Consider the following 18202-nt stretch of genomic DNA (forward strand, 5'->3'; position numbering starts at 1 on the left):
GAGGGCTTTGCCCTCCGATCGCGACACAAGGCCGCTCCTACAGGGGATCGCGTTCCCTTGTAGGAGCGGCCTTGTGTCGCGATAGGGCCGCAGAGCGGCCCCGGCGATTTCAGTCACAACCGCGGATAATCGATGTACCCCACCGGCCCCTTTCCATAGAAAGTCTCGGGATGTGCCTCGTTCAACGGCGCATCCGCCGCCAGCCGTGCCGGCAGGTCAGGGTTGGCAATGAATGGCACACCAAACGCCACCGCATCCGCCTTGCCGCTGGCCAGGGCCGCATTGGCACTCGCCTTGTCGAAGCGCTCGTTGACGATGTACGGGCCACCGAACGCCTCCTTGATCAGCGGGCCGATGCTGTCGTCGGCTTCCTTCTCTCGCGAGCAGATGAAGGCGATCCCACGCTTGCCCAGTTCACGGGCGACATAGGTAAAGGTCTCGGCGCGATCAGCATCACCCATGTCATGTGCATCTGCCCGCGGCGCCAGGTGTACGCCTACGCGGTTCGCGCCCCACACTTCTATGGCTGCGTCGGTCACTTCCAGCAGCAGGCGCGCGCGGTTTTCCAGCGAGCCGCCATAACGGTCGCTGCGCTGGTTGGTGCTGCTTTGCAGGAACTGGTCGAGCAGGTAGCCGTTGGCGCCGTGGATTTCCACGCCATCGAAACCGGCAGCCTTGGCATTCTCGGCACCGCTGCGGTAGGCCTCGACGATGTCGATGATTTCTTCGGTTTCCAGCGCACGCGGGGTGGGGTAGTCACTCAGCGGGCGCACCAGGCTGACATGGCCCTTGGGCTGGATCGCGCTGGGCGCTACCGGCAACTCGCCGTTCAGGTAGCTGGGGTGAGAGATACGGCCCACGTGCCACAGTTGCAGGAACATGCGCCTGCCTGCGGCATGCACGGCCTTGGTCACGTTGTTCCAGCCACGCACCTGCTCATCGTTCCAGATACCGGGGGTATCCGGGTAGCCGACGCCCATGGCGCTGACCGAGGTCGCCTCGCTGAGGATCAGCCCGGCGCTGGCGCGCTGCACGTAGTATTCGGCCATCAGCGCATTGGGCACGCGGCCTTCATCGGCGCGGCAGCGGGTGAGCGGGGCCATGATGATACGGTTGGGCAGTTGCAGGTCGCCCAGGGTGATCGGATCGAAAAGCGTGGTCATAACGGTTACCTGCTGGTCAAAGCGCTTGGCGCAGTTGTTCGAGAAACGCCTCGATGGTGGCTTCGTTGCGTTTGAAGAAGTGCCATTGGCCAATCTTCTGGCTGCTGATCAGCCCGGCGCGCTGCAAGGTGGCCAGGTGGGCGGAAACGGTCGACTGCGACAGGCCGCAGCGTTGGTCGATCTGCCCGGCACATACACCGTTTTCGGTGCTGTGGTACTGGTCGGGGAATTGGGTTGCCGGGTCTTTCAGCCAGCTGAGGATTTCTCGCCTGACCGGGTGGGCCAGCGCTTTTATGATTTCGTCGAGATCGAGTGGCATGGGTTGGGGCTCGTTGTAGCGGTATATCGCGATAGGGCGAAATGTAAATCGTGATTTGACGATATACAAATACGAAGAGGTTCTGAGCTGAGCTCGAATCGCTATATCGCGTTATAACGATATATGGGTAGGCGGTGCTAGACTGCGCTCATGAACTACCTCGCACACCTGCACCTGGGCGGCCCGGCGCCGCAACAACTGCTTGGCAGCCTGTATGGCGACTTTGTCAAAGGCTCGCTGGACGGGCGCTTCCCGCCTGCGCTGGAGGCGGCCATCCGGCTGCACCGGCATATCGACAGCTATACCGACCAACACCCGCTGGTGCTGGCAGCACTGGCACGCTTTCCGCGCGAGCGGCGGCGCTTTGCCGGGATTGTGCTGGATGTGTTCTTCGACCATTGCCTGGCGCGGCACTGGGCCGATTATGCCGAGCAACCGCTGGCGCAGTTCACCGAGGATTTTTATCGGGTGTTGTTGGCGGAGCCCGAGCTACCGGGGCGGCTGGCGCGGATTGCGCCGTTCATGGCGGCGGATGACTGGTTGGGGGCGTATGGTGATTTCGCGACGCTGGAACAGGTGTTCAACGGCATTGCCCGCAGGTTGTCGCGGCCGGAGGGGATGGTTGGGGTAATGGGTGAGCTGGAGCGGTTGTATGAGCCGCTGATGGCGGATTTTCGCGAGTTTTATCCGCAGCTGCAGGTGTTTGCGGCGGCTGGCCGGATGTCTGACAGTTAGTGTTGTGTTGGCAGTGCCGGCCCTTTCGCGGGTGAACCCGCTCCTACAAGGATAGTGTGATCCCAAAGATTGCACGGTCCCCGTAGGAGCGGGTTTACCCGCGAAAGGGCCGGCACAGGCAGTGCAAAAATTCAGGCAGCCCGCGCCTGCCGCCGTGGCGCCATCTCAATGTCTTCAACCCCGAACAGCGCCAGGTGAATCGCCTGCTGTGCCTGCACCGCCAGCACCGCACGCTCCTTGCCCACGCTGCCAATCGGCGGCAGCAGGTGAATGCACACCTCACCCCGTGGCTGGGCAAACAGGCGCATCAGGTGCGAGACCAGGTCGTCATCACCAATGAACGGCGCAATCGGGTCGATCTGGCCATCACGCAGGTACTGGATAGCCACCGGCTGTACCGCCACGCCTCGGTCGATGGCGCCTGCCAGCAGGCGGCCGTGGAAGGTGCGCAGGGAGCGCCCGCTGGTAGTGGTACCTTCGGGGAAGATCAGCAGAGGGCGGGCCAGGCCCAGTTGCCCGGCGATCTGCTCACGCAGGCGCTGGCTGTCACCCCCGCCACGGCGAATGAACAGGGTGCCGGCCTTTTCCGCCAGCCAGCCCGCCACCGGCCAGTGGCGCACTTCGGCCTTGGACAGGAACGACAGCGGCAGCAGCATGCCGAGCAGGGGGATATCGGTCCAGGAAACGTGGTTGCTGACCCACAGCATCGGCCGCTGCGGCAGCTCACCCTCCACCCGCACGTCGAAGGGCAGGGCGGCGACCAGGCGCTTCATGAACAGGCAGGTCCAGCGCTGGCGGCGCTCGATGGGCGCCTTGAAGCCCAGGCGTTCGCCGAGGGCGATCACGCTGGCCATCAACATGCCCAGCGCCAGTACCAGCAACAGGCGGGCGAGGCGGGCCAGTACCCGCAGCTTCGTCATCAGACTGCCGCCTTGAAGTGGCGGGCGTAGCGTGGGCACAGCTCGTCGCGCTTGAGCAGGATGAACACGTCGGCGACCTGGAAGTCTTCGTCCCAGCATGGCTCGCCGCAAATCTTCGCGCCCAGGCGCATGTAGGCCTTGAGCAGCGGCGGCATTTCGGCAATGACGTTATTGGGCAGTGGCAGGTTCGGCAGCGGGTTCTTCGGTTCGGCTCGCAGGTGTTCGGTGCACAGGTAGCGCTCGCGCAGGCGCTGCATCACGGCATGGGCCTGTACGCCGCCGTCCTGCATGGGGATGCTGGCGCAGCCCATCAAGTAGCTGTAGCGGCCTTCGTTGAGGACCTCGGCCAGTTCGCCCCAGAGCACGGCGATGGTGCCGCCGTTGCGGTAGTCGGGGGCTACGCAGGTGCGGCCCAGTTCGAGGATCGGGCCTTGCAGTTGCAACAGGCCGTGCAGGCTGAATTCTTCTTCGCTGTAGAAGCGGCCCAGGCTGCTGGCAGCCTGATGGTCGAGCAGGCGGGTGGTGGCCACCAGCTCGCCGGTGCTCAGGTCACGAACGCCAATATGGCGGCAGTGCACGTCGTAGTCGTCCATGTCCAGGCCCTGCTCGGCACCTTTGAGCTTGGCTTTGAATTCTGCGCTGAACACTTTGTAGCGCAGGGCCTGGGCCTCTTGCAGCGCCTCGGCGCCAACCAGGCGTTCGGCTTGCAGACGGCGTTCAGTGCTGTTGTCGCCAGAGTGAGCGATCCGAGTCATTACGAGTCTCCATAAGCCAGCCATGAAGGGTTGCGGCCGGTCGGCTTTGTTGTGCAAAGTCAGCCTAGGTAGACGGGGTGTCACCTCAGTGAATCTTTGGTGATGCTTGCGTGACACCCTTCCCAGAAGCCCCAGCAAGGAGCTGTTCAATGGCCTGGTTGCAACGACTCAACGACCCGCTTCGCCAAGCGTTGGCGGGGACCCTGGGCGAAACCTATGCCGCGCTGCTCGAGCGCCTCGGCCCGGTCGCCCCGTTCGAACTGGCGGCCCTTGGCGGGCGCGCGATGGCCACCCCGGGTTTGGCCTTCCTGGTGGGCTACCAGGCGGCCTTGCGCGTGCTGTGGCCCAGCGCGCCGCCCAGCCTCGGGGCCTTGTGTGCCACTGAGCGGCGCAGTGTGCGGCCGGCGGACATGCACACGCGTCTGGACGGCTTGCGGCTGACAGGCAGCAAGGATTTCGTCACGGCGGGCCTGGAGGCGGAGTGGTTGTTGGTGGCGGCGCGCAGTGAAGTGCCGGGCGCGGCGCCGCAGTTGAGCCTGGCGGTGGTCTACCCCGGGGAACCGGGGGTGACGCTGGAGCCATTGCCGACCCTGCCGCTGATGCCGGAGGTGGGCCATGGCCGGTTGCTGCTGGAGCAGGCAGCGTGCGAGTTGCTGGCCGGCGATGGTTGGGATGCCTATGTGAAGCCGTTCCGCTCGCTGGAAGACTTGTATGTGCTCACGGCGTTGACGGCCTGGTTGTATGGCGTGGGGCAGGAATGCGCCTGGCCGCAGGGCGTGCGCTTGCAATTGCTTGGGCTGCTGGCGGGGTGTGCCGAGGGCAGCCGACAGTGTGCCGATAGTGTGGGTTGCCATTTGTTGCTGGGTGGGTTGTTTGCGCAGTTCCAGGCGCTGCGCGGGGAGATTGATGCGGCGTTGGCGACGGGGCCGGCGCATTGGGCCGAGATCTGGCAGCGCGACCAGGGGGTGATGGCGTTGGCGATGGCGGCGCGGGAGAAGCGGCTGAACAAGGCTTGGGCTGCTGCGGGATTGTCATGAGTGCCTGATAGGTTTGCGTGAACCGATGAATCCTGGGGCCGCTTTGCGGCCCTTTCGCGACACAAGGCCGCTCCTACAGGGGATCGCGTCAGCTTCAGGCCTGGCGCTGTACCTGTAGGAGCGGCCTTGTGTCGCGAAAGGGCTGCAGAGCAGCCCCAAAAAACGCGAGCCTGAAACAGGATGCTGAAAGGTCTGCTGCTGCTTTTTTGCATGGCCATGGCATCCGCCAAGGCTGAGGAATGGCCGGATCCCGACTGGCCAATCGACAACGCCACCCTCAACTGGCAAGCCGTCGATGCCTATGCCTTCCCCACCCACACCACCTCCGAGCGCAATGGCGTCCGCACCGACGCCCTGCTGATCATCCGCGATGGCCGCATCCTCCACGAGCGCTACGCCGCCCCCACCACTGCCTCCACTGCGCACCTGACCTGGTCGGTAAGCAAGAGCGTGCTCGCCACGCTACTGGGCGTGGCCCAGGGCGAGGGCCGCTTCCAGTTGCAAGACGCGGCAAGCCGCTTCTACCCACTCATGGATACCCACCCTGACGTGCGCATGGCCGACCTGTTGCACTGGGCCAGTGGCCTGGACTGGAAGGAAGACTACGAATACGCCCCGCTCAAGTCCTCGGTGGTGGCCATGCTGTATACCCGTGGCCGCGAGGACATGGCCGCCTACACGGCGGCGCGGGGTACGGCGGCCAGCCCCGGCCAGCGTTTTCTCTATTCCAGTGGCGACAGCAACCTGCTGGCCGCCGCACTGCGTGGCATGCTCGATGCCGGGCAGTATGCCGATTACCCCTGGCACGCGCTGTTCACCCCGCTGGGGATCGACAGTGCGGTGTGGGAGCGCGACCGGGCGGGCACCTACGTGGGGTCTTCCTATCTGTACCTGAGCGCCCGCGACCTGGCGCGCATCGGCTTGCTGATGCAGCGCGACGGGCGCTGGCAGGGCCGGCAACTGCTGCCTGAAGCCTGGGTGGCCTTCAACCGCACGCCGTTTGCCCAGGCCCAAGCAGTGCCTGGCGAGGCCAACCCCGGTGGCCATTGGTGGCTCAACCAGCCGCTGGCCGGCGCAGCACGGCCCTGGCCGAGTGCGCCGGCTGACACCTACGCCGCCCTGGGGCATTGGGGCCAGGCGCTGTACATACTGCCCGCGCAAAAGCTGGTGATCGTGCGCTATGCCGATGACCGCGACGGCAGTTACCAGCACGACGAACTGCTCAAGCGGGTACTGGCGGCATTGGCCGGGGAGGGCGCATGAAGCGGGTCTTGTTGCTGGTGCTGCTGGGGCTGTTGTACTGGGCTTGGCACGAGCGCCAGGGCCTGGCCGACTTCCCCGGCATCCTCTCGGCCTACTCGGCCAAGGAATACTGCTCGTGCCGCTTCGTCATGGGCTTCGAGCAGGCCTACTGCCAAGGTTACGTAAAGCAATGGCTGCCGCTGAGCCTGCTGGAGGAAAACACCCCGCAGCGGCAGGTTACCGCCGCGGGCCTGGGCCGGCGTAACCAGGCTGCCTGGCAAGGCCCACGTGAGGGCTGCCGCTTGCTGCCATGAAGGCGGGCGGGTAAGGTTGGCGGCTTGGTTTCACGAGATCTGTCATGTTCAAGCTGCCCCGTCTGCTCCCCGCCCTGTTGCTGGCTTTATGCCTGCCCGCCCACGCCAATTGGCACCTCGATGGCGAATCGTCGCGCCTGTCGTTCATTACCGGCAAGAACGGTGATACTGCCGAAGTGCACCGCTTCCTGGTGCTGCATGGCTCGGTCGACCGCAAGGGCGTGGCGGGGTTGAGCATCGAGATGGACTCGGTGAGCAGCGGCATTCCGCTGCGTGACGAGCAAATGCGCGACAACCTGTTCGAGGTCGAGCGCTTCACCGAGGCCACAGTGAAGGCGCAGCTCGACCTGCGGCCGATCAACGACCTGGCCGACGGCGCGCAGATCGAGCTGCGCTTGCCGCTGACTGTCACCCTGCATGGCCGCTCGCACAGCTACAACGCCCTGTTGTTGGCCACCCGCCTGGATGCGCGGCGCTTCCAGGTAGTGACCCTTGAGCCACTGGTGCTGCGCGCCGAGGATTTCGGTTTGCTACCGGGGCTGGAAAGCCTGCGCAAGTTTGCCAAGTTGAAGTCCATCAACCCGTCGGTGCCGGTGAGTGCGGTGCTGATCTTCACCGCCCGCTGACATGCCGGGGCCGGTCTTCCCCTGGCGGGATGGCAACCAGTTCGAACTGCTGATCGACGGCCCCGAATTCTTTCCGCGCATGCTCACGGCGATCATGCGCGCCGAGTTCCAGGTCGACCTGGAACTGTACCTGGTCGAAGCCGGCGCTTGCGCCGAGGCGGTGGTCGAAGCGCTGGAGCAGGCCGCCCGGCGTGGCGTGCGCGTGCGCTGCCTGTTCGACGACTACGGCTCGCTGGCCTTCAACAGTGCCCTGCGCCAGCGCCTGCTGGAAGCCGGTGTGTACCTGCGCTGGTATAACCGCCTGCGCTGGAAGCGTGGCCTGCGCAACCTGTACCGCGACCACCGCAAGCTGCTACTGGTGGACGAACGCTGGGCTGCGGTGGGCGGCACGGGGGTTACCGACGAGTTCTGGACGCCGGATCAGGCGACCAGTGAATGGCACGAAGTGATGGTGCAGATGCAAGGCCCGGTGGTGAACGACTGGCAGTTGCTGTTCGACCGCCAGTGGCACGCCAACAACCGCCGCACGGCCTGGCGCCCCGCCGAGGGCTTTGGCCTGCAGCGCCTGCCCAAGGTGCCTGCGCAGGGGCAGGGCATGGGCCGGGTGGCCTATGCCGACGCCCGCCAGCACCAGGACATCCTGCATGCGCTGGTGCGGGCACTGAACAGTGGCAAGCAACGGGTGTGGCTGGCCACGCCCTACTTCTTGCCGACCTGGAGCGTGCGCCGCTCGTTGCGCCGTGCCGCCAGCAAGGGCCTGGATGTACGCCTGCTGCTGACCGGCCCACGCACCGATCACCCCTCGGTGCGCTATGCCGGGCACCGCTACTACCCGCGCCTGCTGCGTGCCGGGGTGCGCATTTTCGAGTACCAGCCGTGCTTCCTGCACCTGAAAATGGCCGTGGTGGACGACTGGGTCAGCGTCGGGTCGTGCAACTTCGACCACTGGAACCTGCGCTTCAACCTTGAAGCCAACATCGAGGCGCTGGACCCGCCGCTGACGGCGGCCGTGGTCGCCAGCTTCGAGCGCGACTTTGCCCTGAGCGAAGAAGTCGACCTTGCCCACTGGCATGCCCGGCCCCTGTGGCGGCGGGTCAAGCAGCGGTTATGGGGGTGGCTCGATCGCCTGGTGGTGAACTTGCTCGACCGCCGCGACTGATAGCGGCTATCGTGCAATGACTGTTCACGGGCAATGGAAGGAGTGGATGCGATGACGGCGAAGAAAATTCTCATGCTGGTCGGCGATTACGTCGAGGATTACGAGGCAATGGTGCCGTTCCAGGCGCTGAGCATGGTCGGCCACACGGTACATGCCGTGTGCCCGGAGAAGCTGGCGGGGCAGACCGTGCGTACCGCGATTCATGATTTCGAGGGTGAACAGACCTACAGCGAAAAGCCTGGGCACAACTTTGCCCTGAACTACGACTTTGTACGGGTACGGCCCGAGAGTTACGACGCGCTGCTGATCCCCGGTGGCCGTGCACCGGAGTACCTGCGCCTGGATGAGAAGGTGTTGGAGCTGGTGCGGGCGTTCGACGCGGCAGGCAAGCCGATTGCGGCGGTGTGCCATGGTGCACAGTTGCTGGCGGCGGCGGGGGTACTGGAAGGGCGCGAGTGCAGCGCCTACCCGGCGTGTGCGCCGGAAGTGCGCCTGGCGGGTGGCAAGTTCATCGATATTGCGGTGGACCAGGCGCATGTGGATGGCAACCTGGTGACTGCGCCAGCGTGGCCAGCGCACCCGGCATGGCTGGCGGCCTTCCTCAAGGTGCTGGGCACCCGTATCGACTGACCGGGCCTCTTCGCGGGGGAACCCGCTCCCACAGGATCACCACACATTTCAAAACCTGAGCGATCCCTGTAGGAGCGGGTTCACCCGCGAAGAGGCCAGTACAGGCTATACACCCCTGCCAGGCTTAACCTACCTGCTCAACCCAGTCATTGAGGTTGTAGTAGTTGGTCACCCGGGCAATCTTGCCGCAGTGGATATAGAAGAACGCCCCCGCCGGCAGCACATAGGTCTGCCCATTGGCCGCCGGCAACCCCTCGTCGTCGGCCAGATACTCCCCATGCACGGTGAACTCCGCCGCCGCGCGGCTGCCGTCGGCGTTCTGCATCACCACGATGTCGGCCAGGCGCTCGCGGTAGCAGCGGTTCATCTTGTCCATGAACGCCGCAAACCTGGCCTTGCCCATCTGCCGCTCGCCCTGGTTGATGTCGTGGATCACGTCCTCGCTCAGCAGTGCCAGGAAGCTCGGCATGTCGCCAGCGTTGAAGGCGGCGTAGTAAGCATTTACCAGTTCGGTAGCGGTCATGGAACAATACCTGTCGTGTAGGGAAAAGGCGGGTCGTTGCCTCGGATGATAGGGTTTCCCCTCAAGCCCGGCTTAGCCGAGCGCGTCATCCACATCGACAAAACGACCGCCAAGCATGGAAATACGCCTGTTGCACGGCGCCGCTATCGCGCCTTACATCGATGACCTCGCTCGCCTGCGCCTTACCGTGTTCCGCGAGTTTCCCTATCTCTACGACGGCACCCCGGAGTACGAGGCCAACTACCTGGCCACTTATGCCCGCTCTGGGCGCAGCCTGGTTGTGCTGGCGCTGGACGACGGCAAGGTCGTTGGCGCCTCCACCGGCCTGCCGCTGGTGGATGTTGCCCCTGAGTTCCAGCAGCCGTTCCTGGCCCAGGGCCGTGACCCGGCCAGCGTGTATTACTTCGGTGAGTCGCTGGTACTGCCGGAATACCGCGGTCAGGGCCTGGGGGTGCGCTTTTTCATTGAACGCGAGTCCTACGCGCACAAACTGGCCGAGTTCGATTACTGCGCGTTCTGCGCGGTGGAGCGGCCAGGCGTGCACCCACGTCGGCCTGCGGACTACAAGCCGTTGCACGGCTTCTGGCGCAACCGCGGCTTCCTGCACGACCCGTCGCTGCGCACCCGCTATGCCTGGCGCGACCTGGACGAGGCGCAAAGCTCCGACAAGCTGATGTCGTTCTGGACCAAGGAGCTGCCGATTTGATCCGCCTTGCGGCCTGCCAGTACGCCATCGAGCTGCATGAAACCTGGGACGCCTACGCCGACCACCTGCAGAGCCTGTGCGCCGAGGCAGTGGAGGCGGGGGCCCGCCTGTTGTTGCTGCCGGAGTATGCCGGGCTGGTGCTCAGCGGCCAGTTGAGTGTTGAGCAACGGGGTGACCTGAAGGCTTCCATTGCTGGCATCCAGCCGCTGATCGAGCCCTGGAAGGCACTGTGCGAGAGCATTGCCCGGCGCTGGGGCATCTACCTGCAACCGGGTAGCGTGCCGGTGCTGGACGGCGATGGGCGCTACCGCAACCGGGCCTGGCTGTTCGGCCCCAAGGGCGTGCTGGGCTACCAGGACAAGCTGATGATGACCCGCTTCGAGCGCGAGCAGTGGGGCATTGCCGCAGGGCAGGGGCTACAGGTGTTCGACACCGAACTGGGGCGCCTGGGCATTCTGATCTGTTACGACAACGAATTCCCGATGCTGGCCCGGCGCCTGGCCGAGGCGGGTGCCGACCTGATCCTGGCACCCAGCTGTACCGATACCGAGGCGGGTTACCACCGGGTGCGGATTGGTGCCCAGGCGCGGGCGCTGGAGAACCAGATTGCCGTGTTGCAAAGCCCTACGGTGGGGTTGGCGCCTTGGTCGCCAGCGCTGGATGAGAATATCGGCCGGGCAGGGTTGTTCGTGCCGCCGGATCATGGGATGCCGGGGGATGGGGTGCTGGCGTTGAGTGAAGCGCTAAGCCCGCTGAGTAGCCAATGGCTGGTGTGTGAGGTGGATCTGGAAGAAGTGCGGCGGGTGAGGCGGGAGGGGCAGGTATTTACCCGTAGGGACTGGCCGGAGCAGTTTGACCGGATTCTGTGAGAACAGGGGCGGCCTCTTCGCGGGTGAACCCGCTCCCACAGGATCATCACAGATTCAAGTCCTGTGGAGTCCCTGTGGGAGCGGGTTCATCGAGGCGTCGAACCGCCGCGAAGCAGGCGCCGCAGTTACATCAGGCTTACTTCACTTCGACTGCCAGGCTCTCGGCAATCTTGCTCTGCCACAGGGCAGGGCCAGTGATGTGCACCGACTCACCGTTGCTGTCGACGGCGACGGTAACCGGCATGTCCTTGACCTCGAACTCGTAGATCGCTTCCATGCCCAGCTCGGCGAAGGCCAGGACCTTCGACTTGCGGATGGCCTGGGCCACCAGGTAGGCAGCGCCGCCAACGGCCATCAGGTACACGGCCTTGTTGTCCTTGATCGCTTCGATGGCGGTCGGGCCACGCTCGGACTTGCCGATCATGCCCAGCAGGCCGGTCTGCTCAAGAATCTGGCGGGTGAACTTGTCCATGCGGGTAGCGGTGGTCGGGCCGGCTGGGCCTACCACTTCGTCACCAACCGGGTCGACCGGGCCAACGTAGTAGATGAAGCGGCCTTTCAGGTCTACCGGCAGCTCCTCGCCACGGTTGAGCATTTCGACCATGCGCTTGTGCGCAGCATCGCGGCCGGTCAGCATCTTGCCGTTGAGCAGGATGGTTTCGCCCGGCTTCCAGCTGGCGACTTCTTCCGGGGTGATGTCGTCGAGGTTGACGCGACGGGCGCTCGGGCCGGCTTCCCAGACGATTTCCGGGTAGGCGTCCAGCGACGGCGCTTCCAGCTCGGCCGGGCCGGAGCCATCGAGTACGAAGTGGGCGTGGCGGGTGGCGGCGCAGTTAGGGATCATGCACACCGGCAGCGAGGCGGCGTGGGTCGGGTAGTCCATGATCTTGACGTCGAGCACGGTGGTCAGGCCACCCAGGCCCTGGGCGCCGATGCCCAGCTGGTTGACCTTGTCGAACAGCTCCAGGCGGATTTCTTCCAGGCGGTTCTGCGGGCCACGGGCTTTCAGCTCATGGATGTCGATGGATTCCATCAACACTTCCTTGGCCATCACGGCGGCCTTCTCGGCGGTACCGCCGATGCCGATGCCGAGCATGCCAGGCGGGCACCAGCCAGCGCCCATGGTCGGCACGGTCTTCAGTACCCAGTCGACGATCGAGTCGGACGGGTTGAGCATGGCCATCTTCGACTTGTTCTCCGAGCCGCCGCCCTTGGCTGCGACATCGACCTCGACCTTGTCGCCGGGGACGATGGAGTAGTGGATCACTGCCGGGGTGTTGTCCTTGGTGTTCTTGCGGGCACCGGCCGGGTCGGCCAGGATCGAAGCACGCAGGACGTTTTCAGGCAGGTTGTAGGCGCGACGCACACCTTCGTTGATCATGTCGTCGACGCTCAGGGTGGCGCCGTCCCAGCGCACGTCCATGCCTACGCGTACGAACACGGTAACGATACCGGTGTCCTGGCAGATCGGGCGGTGGCCGGTGGCGCACATGCGCGAGTTGATCAGGATCTGGGCGATGGAATCGCGTGCAGCAGGCGACTCTTCACGCAGATAGGCCTCGTGCATGGCCTGGATGAAATCGACGGGGTGGTAGTACGAGATGAATTGCAGGGCGTCGGCGACGCTCTGAATCAGGTCGTCTTGCTTGATCACGGTCATGCAGCGCGCTCCTCTTAAAGACGGGAACATTCATAGAGACGTTCGACGGTGCCGACCAGCATGTCGAAACGCCTTGCAAAGGCGCGCCGGCAGCATGGCCGACGCAAAAGGGCGCGGCAGTATAGCGTGCCTCACCGCGTGAAACACCTGCGAGTGGTCTGGACCATGGTCGGTTGGGGAGCAGGCATCCTTTTTGCTGCTGACGCTTGTGGTTGGCCTTAATATCGATGGGGGCTGCTGTGCAGCCCATTCGCGGCACAAGGCCGCTCCTACATTGGATCGCGATTGCCTGTAGGAGCGGCCTTGCGTCGCGATCGGGGCGCAAAGCGCCCTCAACAATCTGAAGCAGGAAGAGATACCTGAACATGCCCGAACTTTGCGTGGGCGAGCGCCGCTGGGCGGTGCCGACCGGCAGCAACTTGCTCGATGCCCTTAATGAGGCCGGGCTGAACGTGCCCTACAGTTGCCGCGCCGGCAGCTGCCATGCCTGCCTGGTGCACTGCCAGGCAGGGCAACCGCTGGATGCCATGCCCGAGGCCCTGGCCCTGGACAAGCATGCCCAGGGTTGGCGCCTGGCTTGCCAATGCCGGGTGGTCGAAGACTTGCACGTGGCACTGTTCGACCCGCAGCGCGATGGGGTGTCGGCCAAGGTCAGTGCGCTGGACTGGTTCAGCGATGTGTTGCGCGTGCGGTTGCGGCCTGAGCGCGCGCTTCGTTATCAGGCCGGTCAGCATGTGGTGCTGTGGCTGGGCGAAGTCGCACGGCCTTATTCCCTGGCCAGCCTGCCGGGCGAAGATGACTTCCTTGAGTTTCATATCGATTGCCAACGGCCTGGCGCGTTTTGTGACAAGGCGCGGGGGTTGCAAGTTGGCGATGAAATGCGCCTGGGTGAGCTGAGAGGCGGGGCTTTGCATTACGACCCGGACTGGCAGGAGCGGCCGCTGTGGTTGCTGGCAGCGGGTACCGGCTTGGCACCCTTGTGGGGCATCTTGCGCGAGGCCTTGCGGCAGGGGCATCGGGGAGAGATTCGGCTGGTGCATGTGGCGCGGGATCAGGCCGGGCACTATCTGGCGGAGCCGCTGTTGCAGTTGCCAGGGGTGAATGTCGAGCTGGTGCTGGCAGAGCAGCTGGATGAAGCACTGGCCGGGTTACGGCCGTCTTCGCGACAGACGGTGGCGCTAGTGTGTGGGGCGGCGGGGAGTGTCGAGCGGTTTGCGCGGCGGCTGTTTATTGCCGGGGTGCCGCGGGGGCAGGTGTTTGCTGATGTGTTCGTTGAACATGTTTGAATGAGCTGGGGAGGGCTTTGCCCTCCAATCGCGACACAAGGCCGCTCCTACAGGGGGATGCAAACCCTTGTAGGAGCAGCCTTGTGCTGCGAAGAGGGCCGCATGGCTGATACAAGTGCTTGACCTGTACCGGACATTCGCAGCACAAGGCTGCTCCTACATAGAGCCCTGTTCTGCAAAGCGGCCCCATCTGGAGCAATCAGCCAACCAGCGGATCACCGACATGCAAGATCTTCATGCCATTGGTACCACCGATGGTGTGGTAGCTGTCACCCTTGGTCAGGATCACCCAGTCACCTTGCTCCACCAGGCCACGCTTGAGCAGCTCGTCAACGGCCGCCTGGCTGACCTTGTCGGCCGGCAGCGAAGCCGGGTCGAAGGCAATCGGGTAGACGCCGCGGAACATGTTGGCACGGGCCTGGGTAGCGCGGTGCGGCGACAGGGCGAAGATCGGTACGTGCGAACGCAGGCGCGACATGATCAGCGGGGTGTAGCCGCTTTCGGTCAGGGCGATGATCGCCTTCACGCCCGGGAAGTGGTTGGCCGTGTACATGGCCGCCAGGGCGATGCTTTCGTCGCAGCGCTCGAAGGTGGTGTGCAGGCGGTGGCTGGACTTCTGGCTGGTCGGGTGCTTTTCGGCGCCCGAGCAGATACGGGCCATGGCCTGTACAGCTTCGATCGGGTAGGAACCGGCGGCACTTTCTGCCGACAGCATCACCGCGTCGGTGTTGTCCAGCACGGCGTTGGCCACGTCGGACACTTCGGCACGGGTCGGCATCGGGTTCTGGATCATCGACTCCATCATCTGGGTCGCCACGATCACCGCCTTGTTGTTGCGGCGGGCGTGCTGGATGATCTTTTTCTGGATGGCGATCAGCTCGGCGTCGCCGATTTCCACGCCCAGGTCGCCACGGGCAACCATGACGGCGTCGGAGGCGAGGATCAGCTTGTCGAGGGTCTCGTCGTCCGCCACCGCTTCGGCGCGTTCGATCTTGGCCACCAGCCAGGCGCTGCCGCCGGACTCGTCACGCAGCTTGCGCGCGTATTCCATGTCGCTGGCATCACGCGGGAACGATACGGCCAGGTAGTCCAGGTCCATTTCCGCAGCCAGCTTGATGTCGGCCTTGTCTTTTTCGGTCAGGGCCGGTGCGGTCAGGCCGCCACCTTTACGGTTGATGCCTTTGTGGTCCGACAGCGGGCCACCGATGATCACCACGCAGTGCAGGGCGTCTGCGGTGGCGGTCTCGACGCGCATGACCACGCGGCCATCGTCGAGCAGCAGTTCGTCACCAACGCCGCAGTCCTTGACCAGGTCGGGGTAGTCGATACCGACGATGTCCTGGTTGCCTTCGGTCAGCGGGTGGGCGGTGGAGAAGGTGAATTTGTCACCGATCTTCAGTTCGATGCGCTTGTTGGCGAACTTGGCGATGCGGATCTTCGGACCCTGCAGGTCGCCCAGCAGTGCGACATGGCGGCCGTTCTTGGCGGCGATGTCACGGATCAGGCGGGCGCGGGCCTTGTGCTCGTCCGGCGTGCCGTGGGAGAAGTTCAGGCGTGCCACGTCCAGGCCGGCGAGGATCAGCTGTTCGATCACTTCCGGCGAGTTGCTGGCGGGGCCAAGGGTGGCGACGATTTTGGTACGGCGGATGCTCATGCACAGACTCCTATAGTGAAGCGCAGCGAAAGGCTACTCCTCAAATGCGCTGTAGTCATTGTTCCGTTGCACTACCTGCGACCAAGGCAGGGTGGCATTTGAACGGGCAGGGTATCCTTGCAAAAGGGTGTGAAGATTTGCAGGCAAACGCCGATACACTGGCATCAAAGGAGATCCCCATGCGAGCCCTGATCATTTTAGCCCTGGCCGCCAGCGCCGTCGGCTGCACCCGCTGGTCCATGGACCACCACCTGAACAATGCCTACCGTGCCTACGACCGTGGTGATTGTTCCCGGGTCATGCTCGAGTTGTCGCAGGTCGACCGCACCAGCCGCGCACGACCGTTCATCCACCCCGAAGTGTCGCTGCTGCGTGGCCAGTGCCTGGAGCGCGAGGCGTTGTACGTGGATGCTGCGCAGACCTACCGGTACCTGGTCCAGCAGTACCCGGGCAACGAATATGCCTATCGCGCCCAGGCGCGCCTGCAGACCCTGGAAAAACTCGGCCATCTGCGCGGTGGCGAAGCAGCCGTGGCCAGCCCGGTGACGACCACACCTTGGCGCTAACACCAAGGTGTGGTTTATTTCACGAGATTTGCGGCGCGCGCTGCGCTAATCTGTAACTCAGCTGTTACAACAACCGCCAGTACCTTGTATTCCTGGCACCAGGTACGGAATACACTCGCGATCATGTTCAACAAGCGCCATATCGAACGTCATCAGCTGCCTTGTGTCCTCAAGGTGTTCAATCGTTTTACCGACCAGGCGATCGGCCAGTTGGGTAATGCCTCCGAAGACGGCTTGATGGTCATCAGCCAGCTACCTGTGCTGGTCGGTCCCGATTACGAGCTGCAGTTACGCTTGCCGCTGGCCGGCGGCGGGCATCAGTTCATCAACCTGACCGCCAGTTGCCTGTGGTGTCGTGAGGACCAGACGCCCGGGCACTACGATTCGGGCTTCATGCTGCTGCAGGCCCCGCGCGAGTACGATGAATTCGTACACTCGCTGCGCGACTATTTCAGCTTTCGCCCGGCCAACGCTTCCGTCTGAGCCTTGGCTGTCTGGAATCGCGCTAGAATCGGGTCGACCTCGATACAGGACGACCCCGTGACCTCCAGCATTTTCTGGCACGACTACGAAACCACCGGCATCAACCCGCGCTGCGACCGGCCGCTGCAGGTGGCCGGTGTGCGCACAGACTTCGACCTCAACGAGATCGACGAGCCGATCAGCCTGTACTGCCAGCCCTCCGACGACATCCTGCCGCACCCGGCCGCTTGCCTGGTGACCGGCATTACCCCGCAGCAACTGGCCGAACAAGGGCTGTGCGAAGCCGAATTCATGACCCGCGTTCATGAACAGCTGGCGCGCCCAGGCACCTGCGGTGCCGGCTACAACACCTTGCGCTTCGACGATGAAGTGACCCGCTACAGCCTGTACCGTAACTTTTTCGACCCCTATGCCCGTGAGTGGCAGGGTGGCAACAGCCGCTGGGACCTGATCGACATCGTGCGCACGGCCTATGCGCTGCGCCCGGACGGCATTCAATGGCCGCAACAAGATGGGCGTACCAGCCTGCGCCTGGAGTTGCTCAGCAAGGCCAATGGCATTGACCATGGGCATGCCCACGAAGCGCTTTCCGACGTGCGGGCGACCATCGCACTGGCCCGTCTGATCCGGCAGAAACAGCCCAAGTTGTATGACTGGCTGTTCCAGTTGCGCAGCAAGCATAAAGTGATGGAGCAGATCCGTTTGTTGCAGCCGCTGGTGCATATATCCGGGCGCTTTTCGGCGGCGCGTAATTACCTGGGGGTCGTACTGCCACTGGCCTGGCACCCACGTAATCGCAACGCACTGATTGTCTGCGACCTGCATCAGGAAACCCTACCATTACTGCGGGAAAGTGCTGAAGTTCTGCGTCAGCGCTTGTACACCCGCCATGATGAGTTGGCCGAGGGTGAATTACCGGTGCCGCTGAAACTGGTGCAAATTAATCGCTGCCCGGTATTGGCGCCGCTGTCGGTATTGCGCCCGGCCGATCAACAGCGATTGGGCCTGGACTTGACGTTGTTACAATTGCGCGGCGAACAGTTGGCCAATCAACAGGCGCAATGGCAAGACAAGCTGGAGCACATCTACGGCAAGGAAGACTTCGCCCCGAGTGAAGACCCGGAACAGCAGTTGTATGATGGCTTTATCGGTGACCGTGACCGGCGCGTATGTGAGCAAGTTCGTGCGCTGGAACCTGCGCAGTTGAGCAGTGGGCACTGGATGTTCGATGACCCGCGTTTGCCGGAGCTGTTGTTCCGCTATCGGGCGCGTAACTTCCCTGAGACCTTGAGCAGTGAAGAGCGGCAACGCTGGTTTGCTTTCTGCCAGCAGCGTTTGAGTGACCCGCAGTGGGGCGCGCCGAATACGATGGGCGACTTCGAACAGGCGCGCCAGCAAGCCTGGGAGGGCGCTGACGAGGCGGGCCGGCGTGTGCTGGAGGCCTGGCAGGCTCATGCCCGGCAATTGCAGGCACAGTATGCAATTGGCTAAGCACTGAGTGAAAGCACTGACAAACAAAAACGCCGGCGATGTGCCGGCGTTTTTGTTGCGATAA

General features: G+C 63.9%; 20 protein-coding genes. 13 read left to right on the plus strand and 7 right to left on the minus strand.

Annotated elements, in window-relative coordinates:
• Positions 1 to 113: 113 nt before the first annotated feature.
• A complete protein-coding gene (locus ACIP1G_RS09575; protein WP_400735851.1) occupies positions 114 to 1163 on the minus strand; it encodes an alkene reductase in 1050 nt (349 codons plus the stop codon).
• Between the two features lie 16 nt (positions 1164 to 1179).
• On the minus strand, positions 1180 to 1482 hold the full coding sequence (locus ACIP1G_RS09580) for a helix-turn-helix transcriptional regulator (protein WP_016498090.1): 303 nt from the start codon (positions 1480 to 1482) through the stop codon (positions 1180 to 1182).
• Positions 1483 to 1632: 150 nt separating this feature from the next.
• Between ACIP1G_RS09580 and ACIP1G_RS09585 the strand changes: the two genes are divergently transcribed.
• Positions 1633 to 2217, plus strand: a complete 585-nt coding sequence (locus ACIP1G_RS09585) for an ACP phosphodiesterase (protein ID WP_400735854.1) — start codon at positions 1633 to 1635, stop codon at positions 2215 to 2217.
• A gap of 131 nt (positions 2218 to 2348) precedes the next feature.
• Here ACIP1G_RS09585 and ACIP1G_RS09590 read toward each other — a convergent pair whose 3' ends face one another.
• Together ACIP1G_RS09590 and olsB are read right to left on the minus strand one after the other, a co-directional pair.
• On the minus strand, positions 2349 to 3137 hold the full coding sequence (locus ACIP1G_RS09590) for a lysophospholipid acyltransferase family protein (RefSeq protein WP_400735857.1): 789 nt from the start codon (positions 3135 to 3137) through the stop codon (positions 2349 to 2351).
• A complete protein-coding gene (olsB, locus tag ACIP1G_RS09595) occupies positions 3137 to 3892 on the minus strand; it encodes an L-ornithine N(alpha)-acyltransferase (RefSeq protein ID WP_400735860.1) in 756 nt (251 codons plus the stop codon). The genes ACIP1G_RS09590 and olsB overlap by 1 nt, the downstream gene beginning before the upstream one ends.
• A gap of 149 nt (positions 3893 to 4041) precedes the next feature.
• Between olsB and ACIP1G_RS09600 the strand changes: the two genes are divergently transcribed.
• The 6 genes from ACIP1G_RS09600 to ACIP1G_RS09625 all read left to right on the plus strand — a co-directional run bounded on the left by ACIP1G_RS09600 (position 4042) and on the right by ACIP1G_RS09625 (position 8900).
• A complete protein-coding gene (locus ACIP1G_RS09600; RefSeq protein ID WP_400735863.1) occupies positions 4042 to 4929 on the plus strand; it encodes an acyl-CoA dehydrogenase in 888 nt (295 codons plus the stop codon).
• Between the two features lie 180 nt (positions 4930 to 5109).
• Positions 5110 to 6192, plus strand: coding sequence for a serine hydrolase domain-containing protein (locus ACIP1G_RS09605; protein ID WP_400735866.1), 1083 nt, complete (start codon positions 5110 to 5112; stop codon positions 6190 to 6192).
• Positions 6189 to 6485, plus strand: a complete 297-nt coding sequence (locus ACIP1G_RS09610) for an amidase (protein ID WP_400735869.1) — start codon at positions 6189 to 6191, stop codon at positions 6483 to 6485. Before ACIP1G_RS09605 ends, ACIP1G_RS09610 begins: the two co-directional genes overlap by 4 nt.
• Positions 6486 to 6529: 44 nt before the next feature.
• Positions 6530 to 7111 (plus strand): YceI family protein, encoded by a 582-nt coding sequence (locus tag ACIP1G_RS09615; protein WP_400735872.1) that lies wholly within the window; start codon positions 6530 to 6532, stop codon positions 7109 to 7111.
• A 1-nt stretch (position 7112) separates the two neighbouring features.
• Positions 7113 to 8270: a phosphatidylserine/phosphatidylglycerophosphate/cardiolipin synthase family protein gene (locus ACIP1G_RS09620; protein WP_400735874.1), complete on the plus strand. Its 1158-nt coding sequence runs from the start codon at positions 7113 to 7115 to the stop codon at positions 8268 to 8270.
• A gap of 51 nt (positions 8271 to 8321) precedes the next feature.
• On the plus strand, positions 8322 to 8900 hold the full coding sequence (locus tag ACIP1G_RS09625; RefSeq protein ID WP_400735877.1) for a DJ-1/PfpI family protein: 579 nt from the start codon (positions 8322 to 8324) through the stop codon (positions 8898 to 8900).
• Positions 8901 to 9024: 124 nt separating this feature from the next.
• Here ACIP1G_RS09625 and ACIP1G_RS09630 read toward each other — a convergent pair whose 3' ends face one another.
• The gene (locus ACIP1G_RS09630; RefSeq protein WP_008090272.1) at positions 9025 to 9423 is read right to left on the minus strand and encodes a nuclear transport factor 2 family protein; all 399 of its coding nucleotides are present in this window, start codon (positions 9421 to 9423) and stop codon (positions 9025 to 9027) included.
• Positions 9424 to 9538: 115 nt separating this feature from the next.
• Between ACIP1G_RS09630 and ACIP1G_RS09635 the strand changes: the two genes are divergently transcribed.
• Together ACIP1G_RS09635 and ACIP1G_RS09640 are read left to right on the plus strand one after the other, a co-directional pair.
• Positions 9539 to 10129, plus strand: coding sequence for a GNAT family N-acetyltransferase (locus tag ACIP1G_RS09635; RefSeq protein WP_400735880.1), 591 nt, complete (start codon positions 9539 to 9541; stop codon positions 10127 to 10129).
• Complete coding sequence (locus ACIP1G_RS09640) at positions 10126 to 10998, plus strand: carbon-nitrogen hydrolase family protein (RefSeq protein ID WP_400735883.1); 873 nt, start codon at positions 10126 to 10128, stop codon at positions 10996 to 10998. Before ACIP1G_RS09635 ends, ACIP1G_RS09640 begins: the two co-directional genes overlap by 4 nt.
• 136 nt (positions 10999 to 11134) lie before the next feature.
• On the opposite strand, the gene ACIP1G_RS09645 is transcribed toward ACIP1G_RS09640, so the two are convergent.
• Positions 11135 to 12658 carry a fumarate hydratase gene (locus ACIP1G_RS09645; protein ID WP_346642524.1) on the minus strand — a complete coding sequence of 508 codons (1524 nt, stop codon included), beginning with the start codon at positions 12656 to 12658 and terminating at the stop codon, positions 11135 to 11137.
• Positions 12659 to 13023: 365 nt separating this feature from the next.
• Between ACIP1G_RS09645 and ACIP1G_RS09650 the strand changes: the two genes are divergently transcribed.
• Complete coding sequence (locus ACIP1G_RS09650) at positions 13024 to 13944, plus strand: iron-sulfur-binding ferredoxin reductase (RefSeq protein WP_400735886.1); 921 nt, start codon at positions 13024 to 13026, stop codon at positions 13942 to 13944.
• 199 nt (positions 13945 to 14143) lie between these two features.
• On the opposite strand, the gene pyk is transcribed toward ACIP1G_RS09650, so the two are convergent.
• Positions 14144 to 15598 (minus strand): pyruvate kinase, encoded by a 1455-nt coding sequence (gene pyk / locus ACIP1G_RS09655; protein ID WP_110742660.1) that lies wholly within the window; start codon positions 15596 to 15598, stop codon positions 14144 to 14146.
• Between the two features lie 179 nt (positions 15599 to 15777).
• Between pyk and ACIP1G_RS09660 the strand changes: the two genes are divergently transcribed.
• The 3 genes from ACIP1G_RS09660 (at position 15778) to sbcB (ending at position 18138) form a co-directional block, all read left to right on the plus strand.
• On the plus strand, positions 15778 to 16164 hold the full coding sequence (locus tag ACIP1G_RS09660) for a tol-pal system YbgF family protein (RefSeq protein WP_400735890.1): 387 nt from the start codon (positions 15778 to 15780) through the stop codon (positions 16162 to 16164).
• A 123-nt stretch (positions 16165 to 16287) separates the two neighbouring features.
• Positions 16288 to 16647 (plus strand): PilZ domain-containing protein, encoded by a 360-nt coding sequence (locus ACIP1G_RS09665; RefSeq protein WP_400735893.1) that lies wholly within the window; start codon positions 16288 to 16290, stop codon positions 16645 to 16647.
• Positions 16648 to 16704: 57 nt separating this feature from the next.
• Positions 16705 to 18138 (plus strand): exodeoxyribonuclease I, encoded by a 1434-nt coding sequence (gene sbcB / locus ACIP1G_RS09670; RefSeq protein ID WP_400735896.1) that lies wholly within the window; start codon positions 16705 to 16707, stop codon positions 18136 to 18138.
• Positions 18139 to 18202 lie beyond the last annotated feature (64 nt).

It is taken from the genome of Pseudomonas sp. NPDC089392 (assembly GCF_044749595.1).
Classification (GTDB): domain Bacteria; phylum Pseudomonadota; class Gammaproteobacteria; order Pseudomonadales; family Pseudomonadaceae; genus Aquipseudomonas.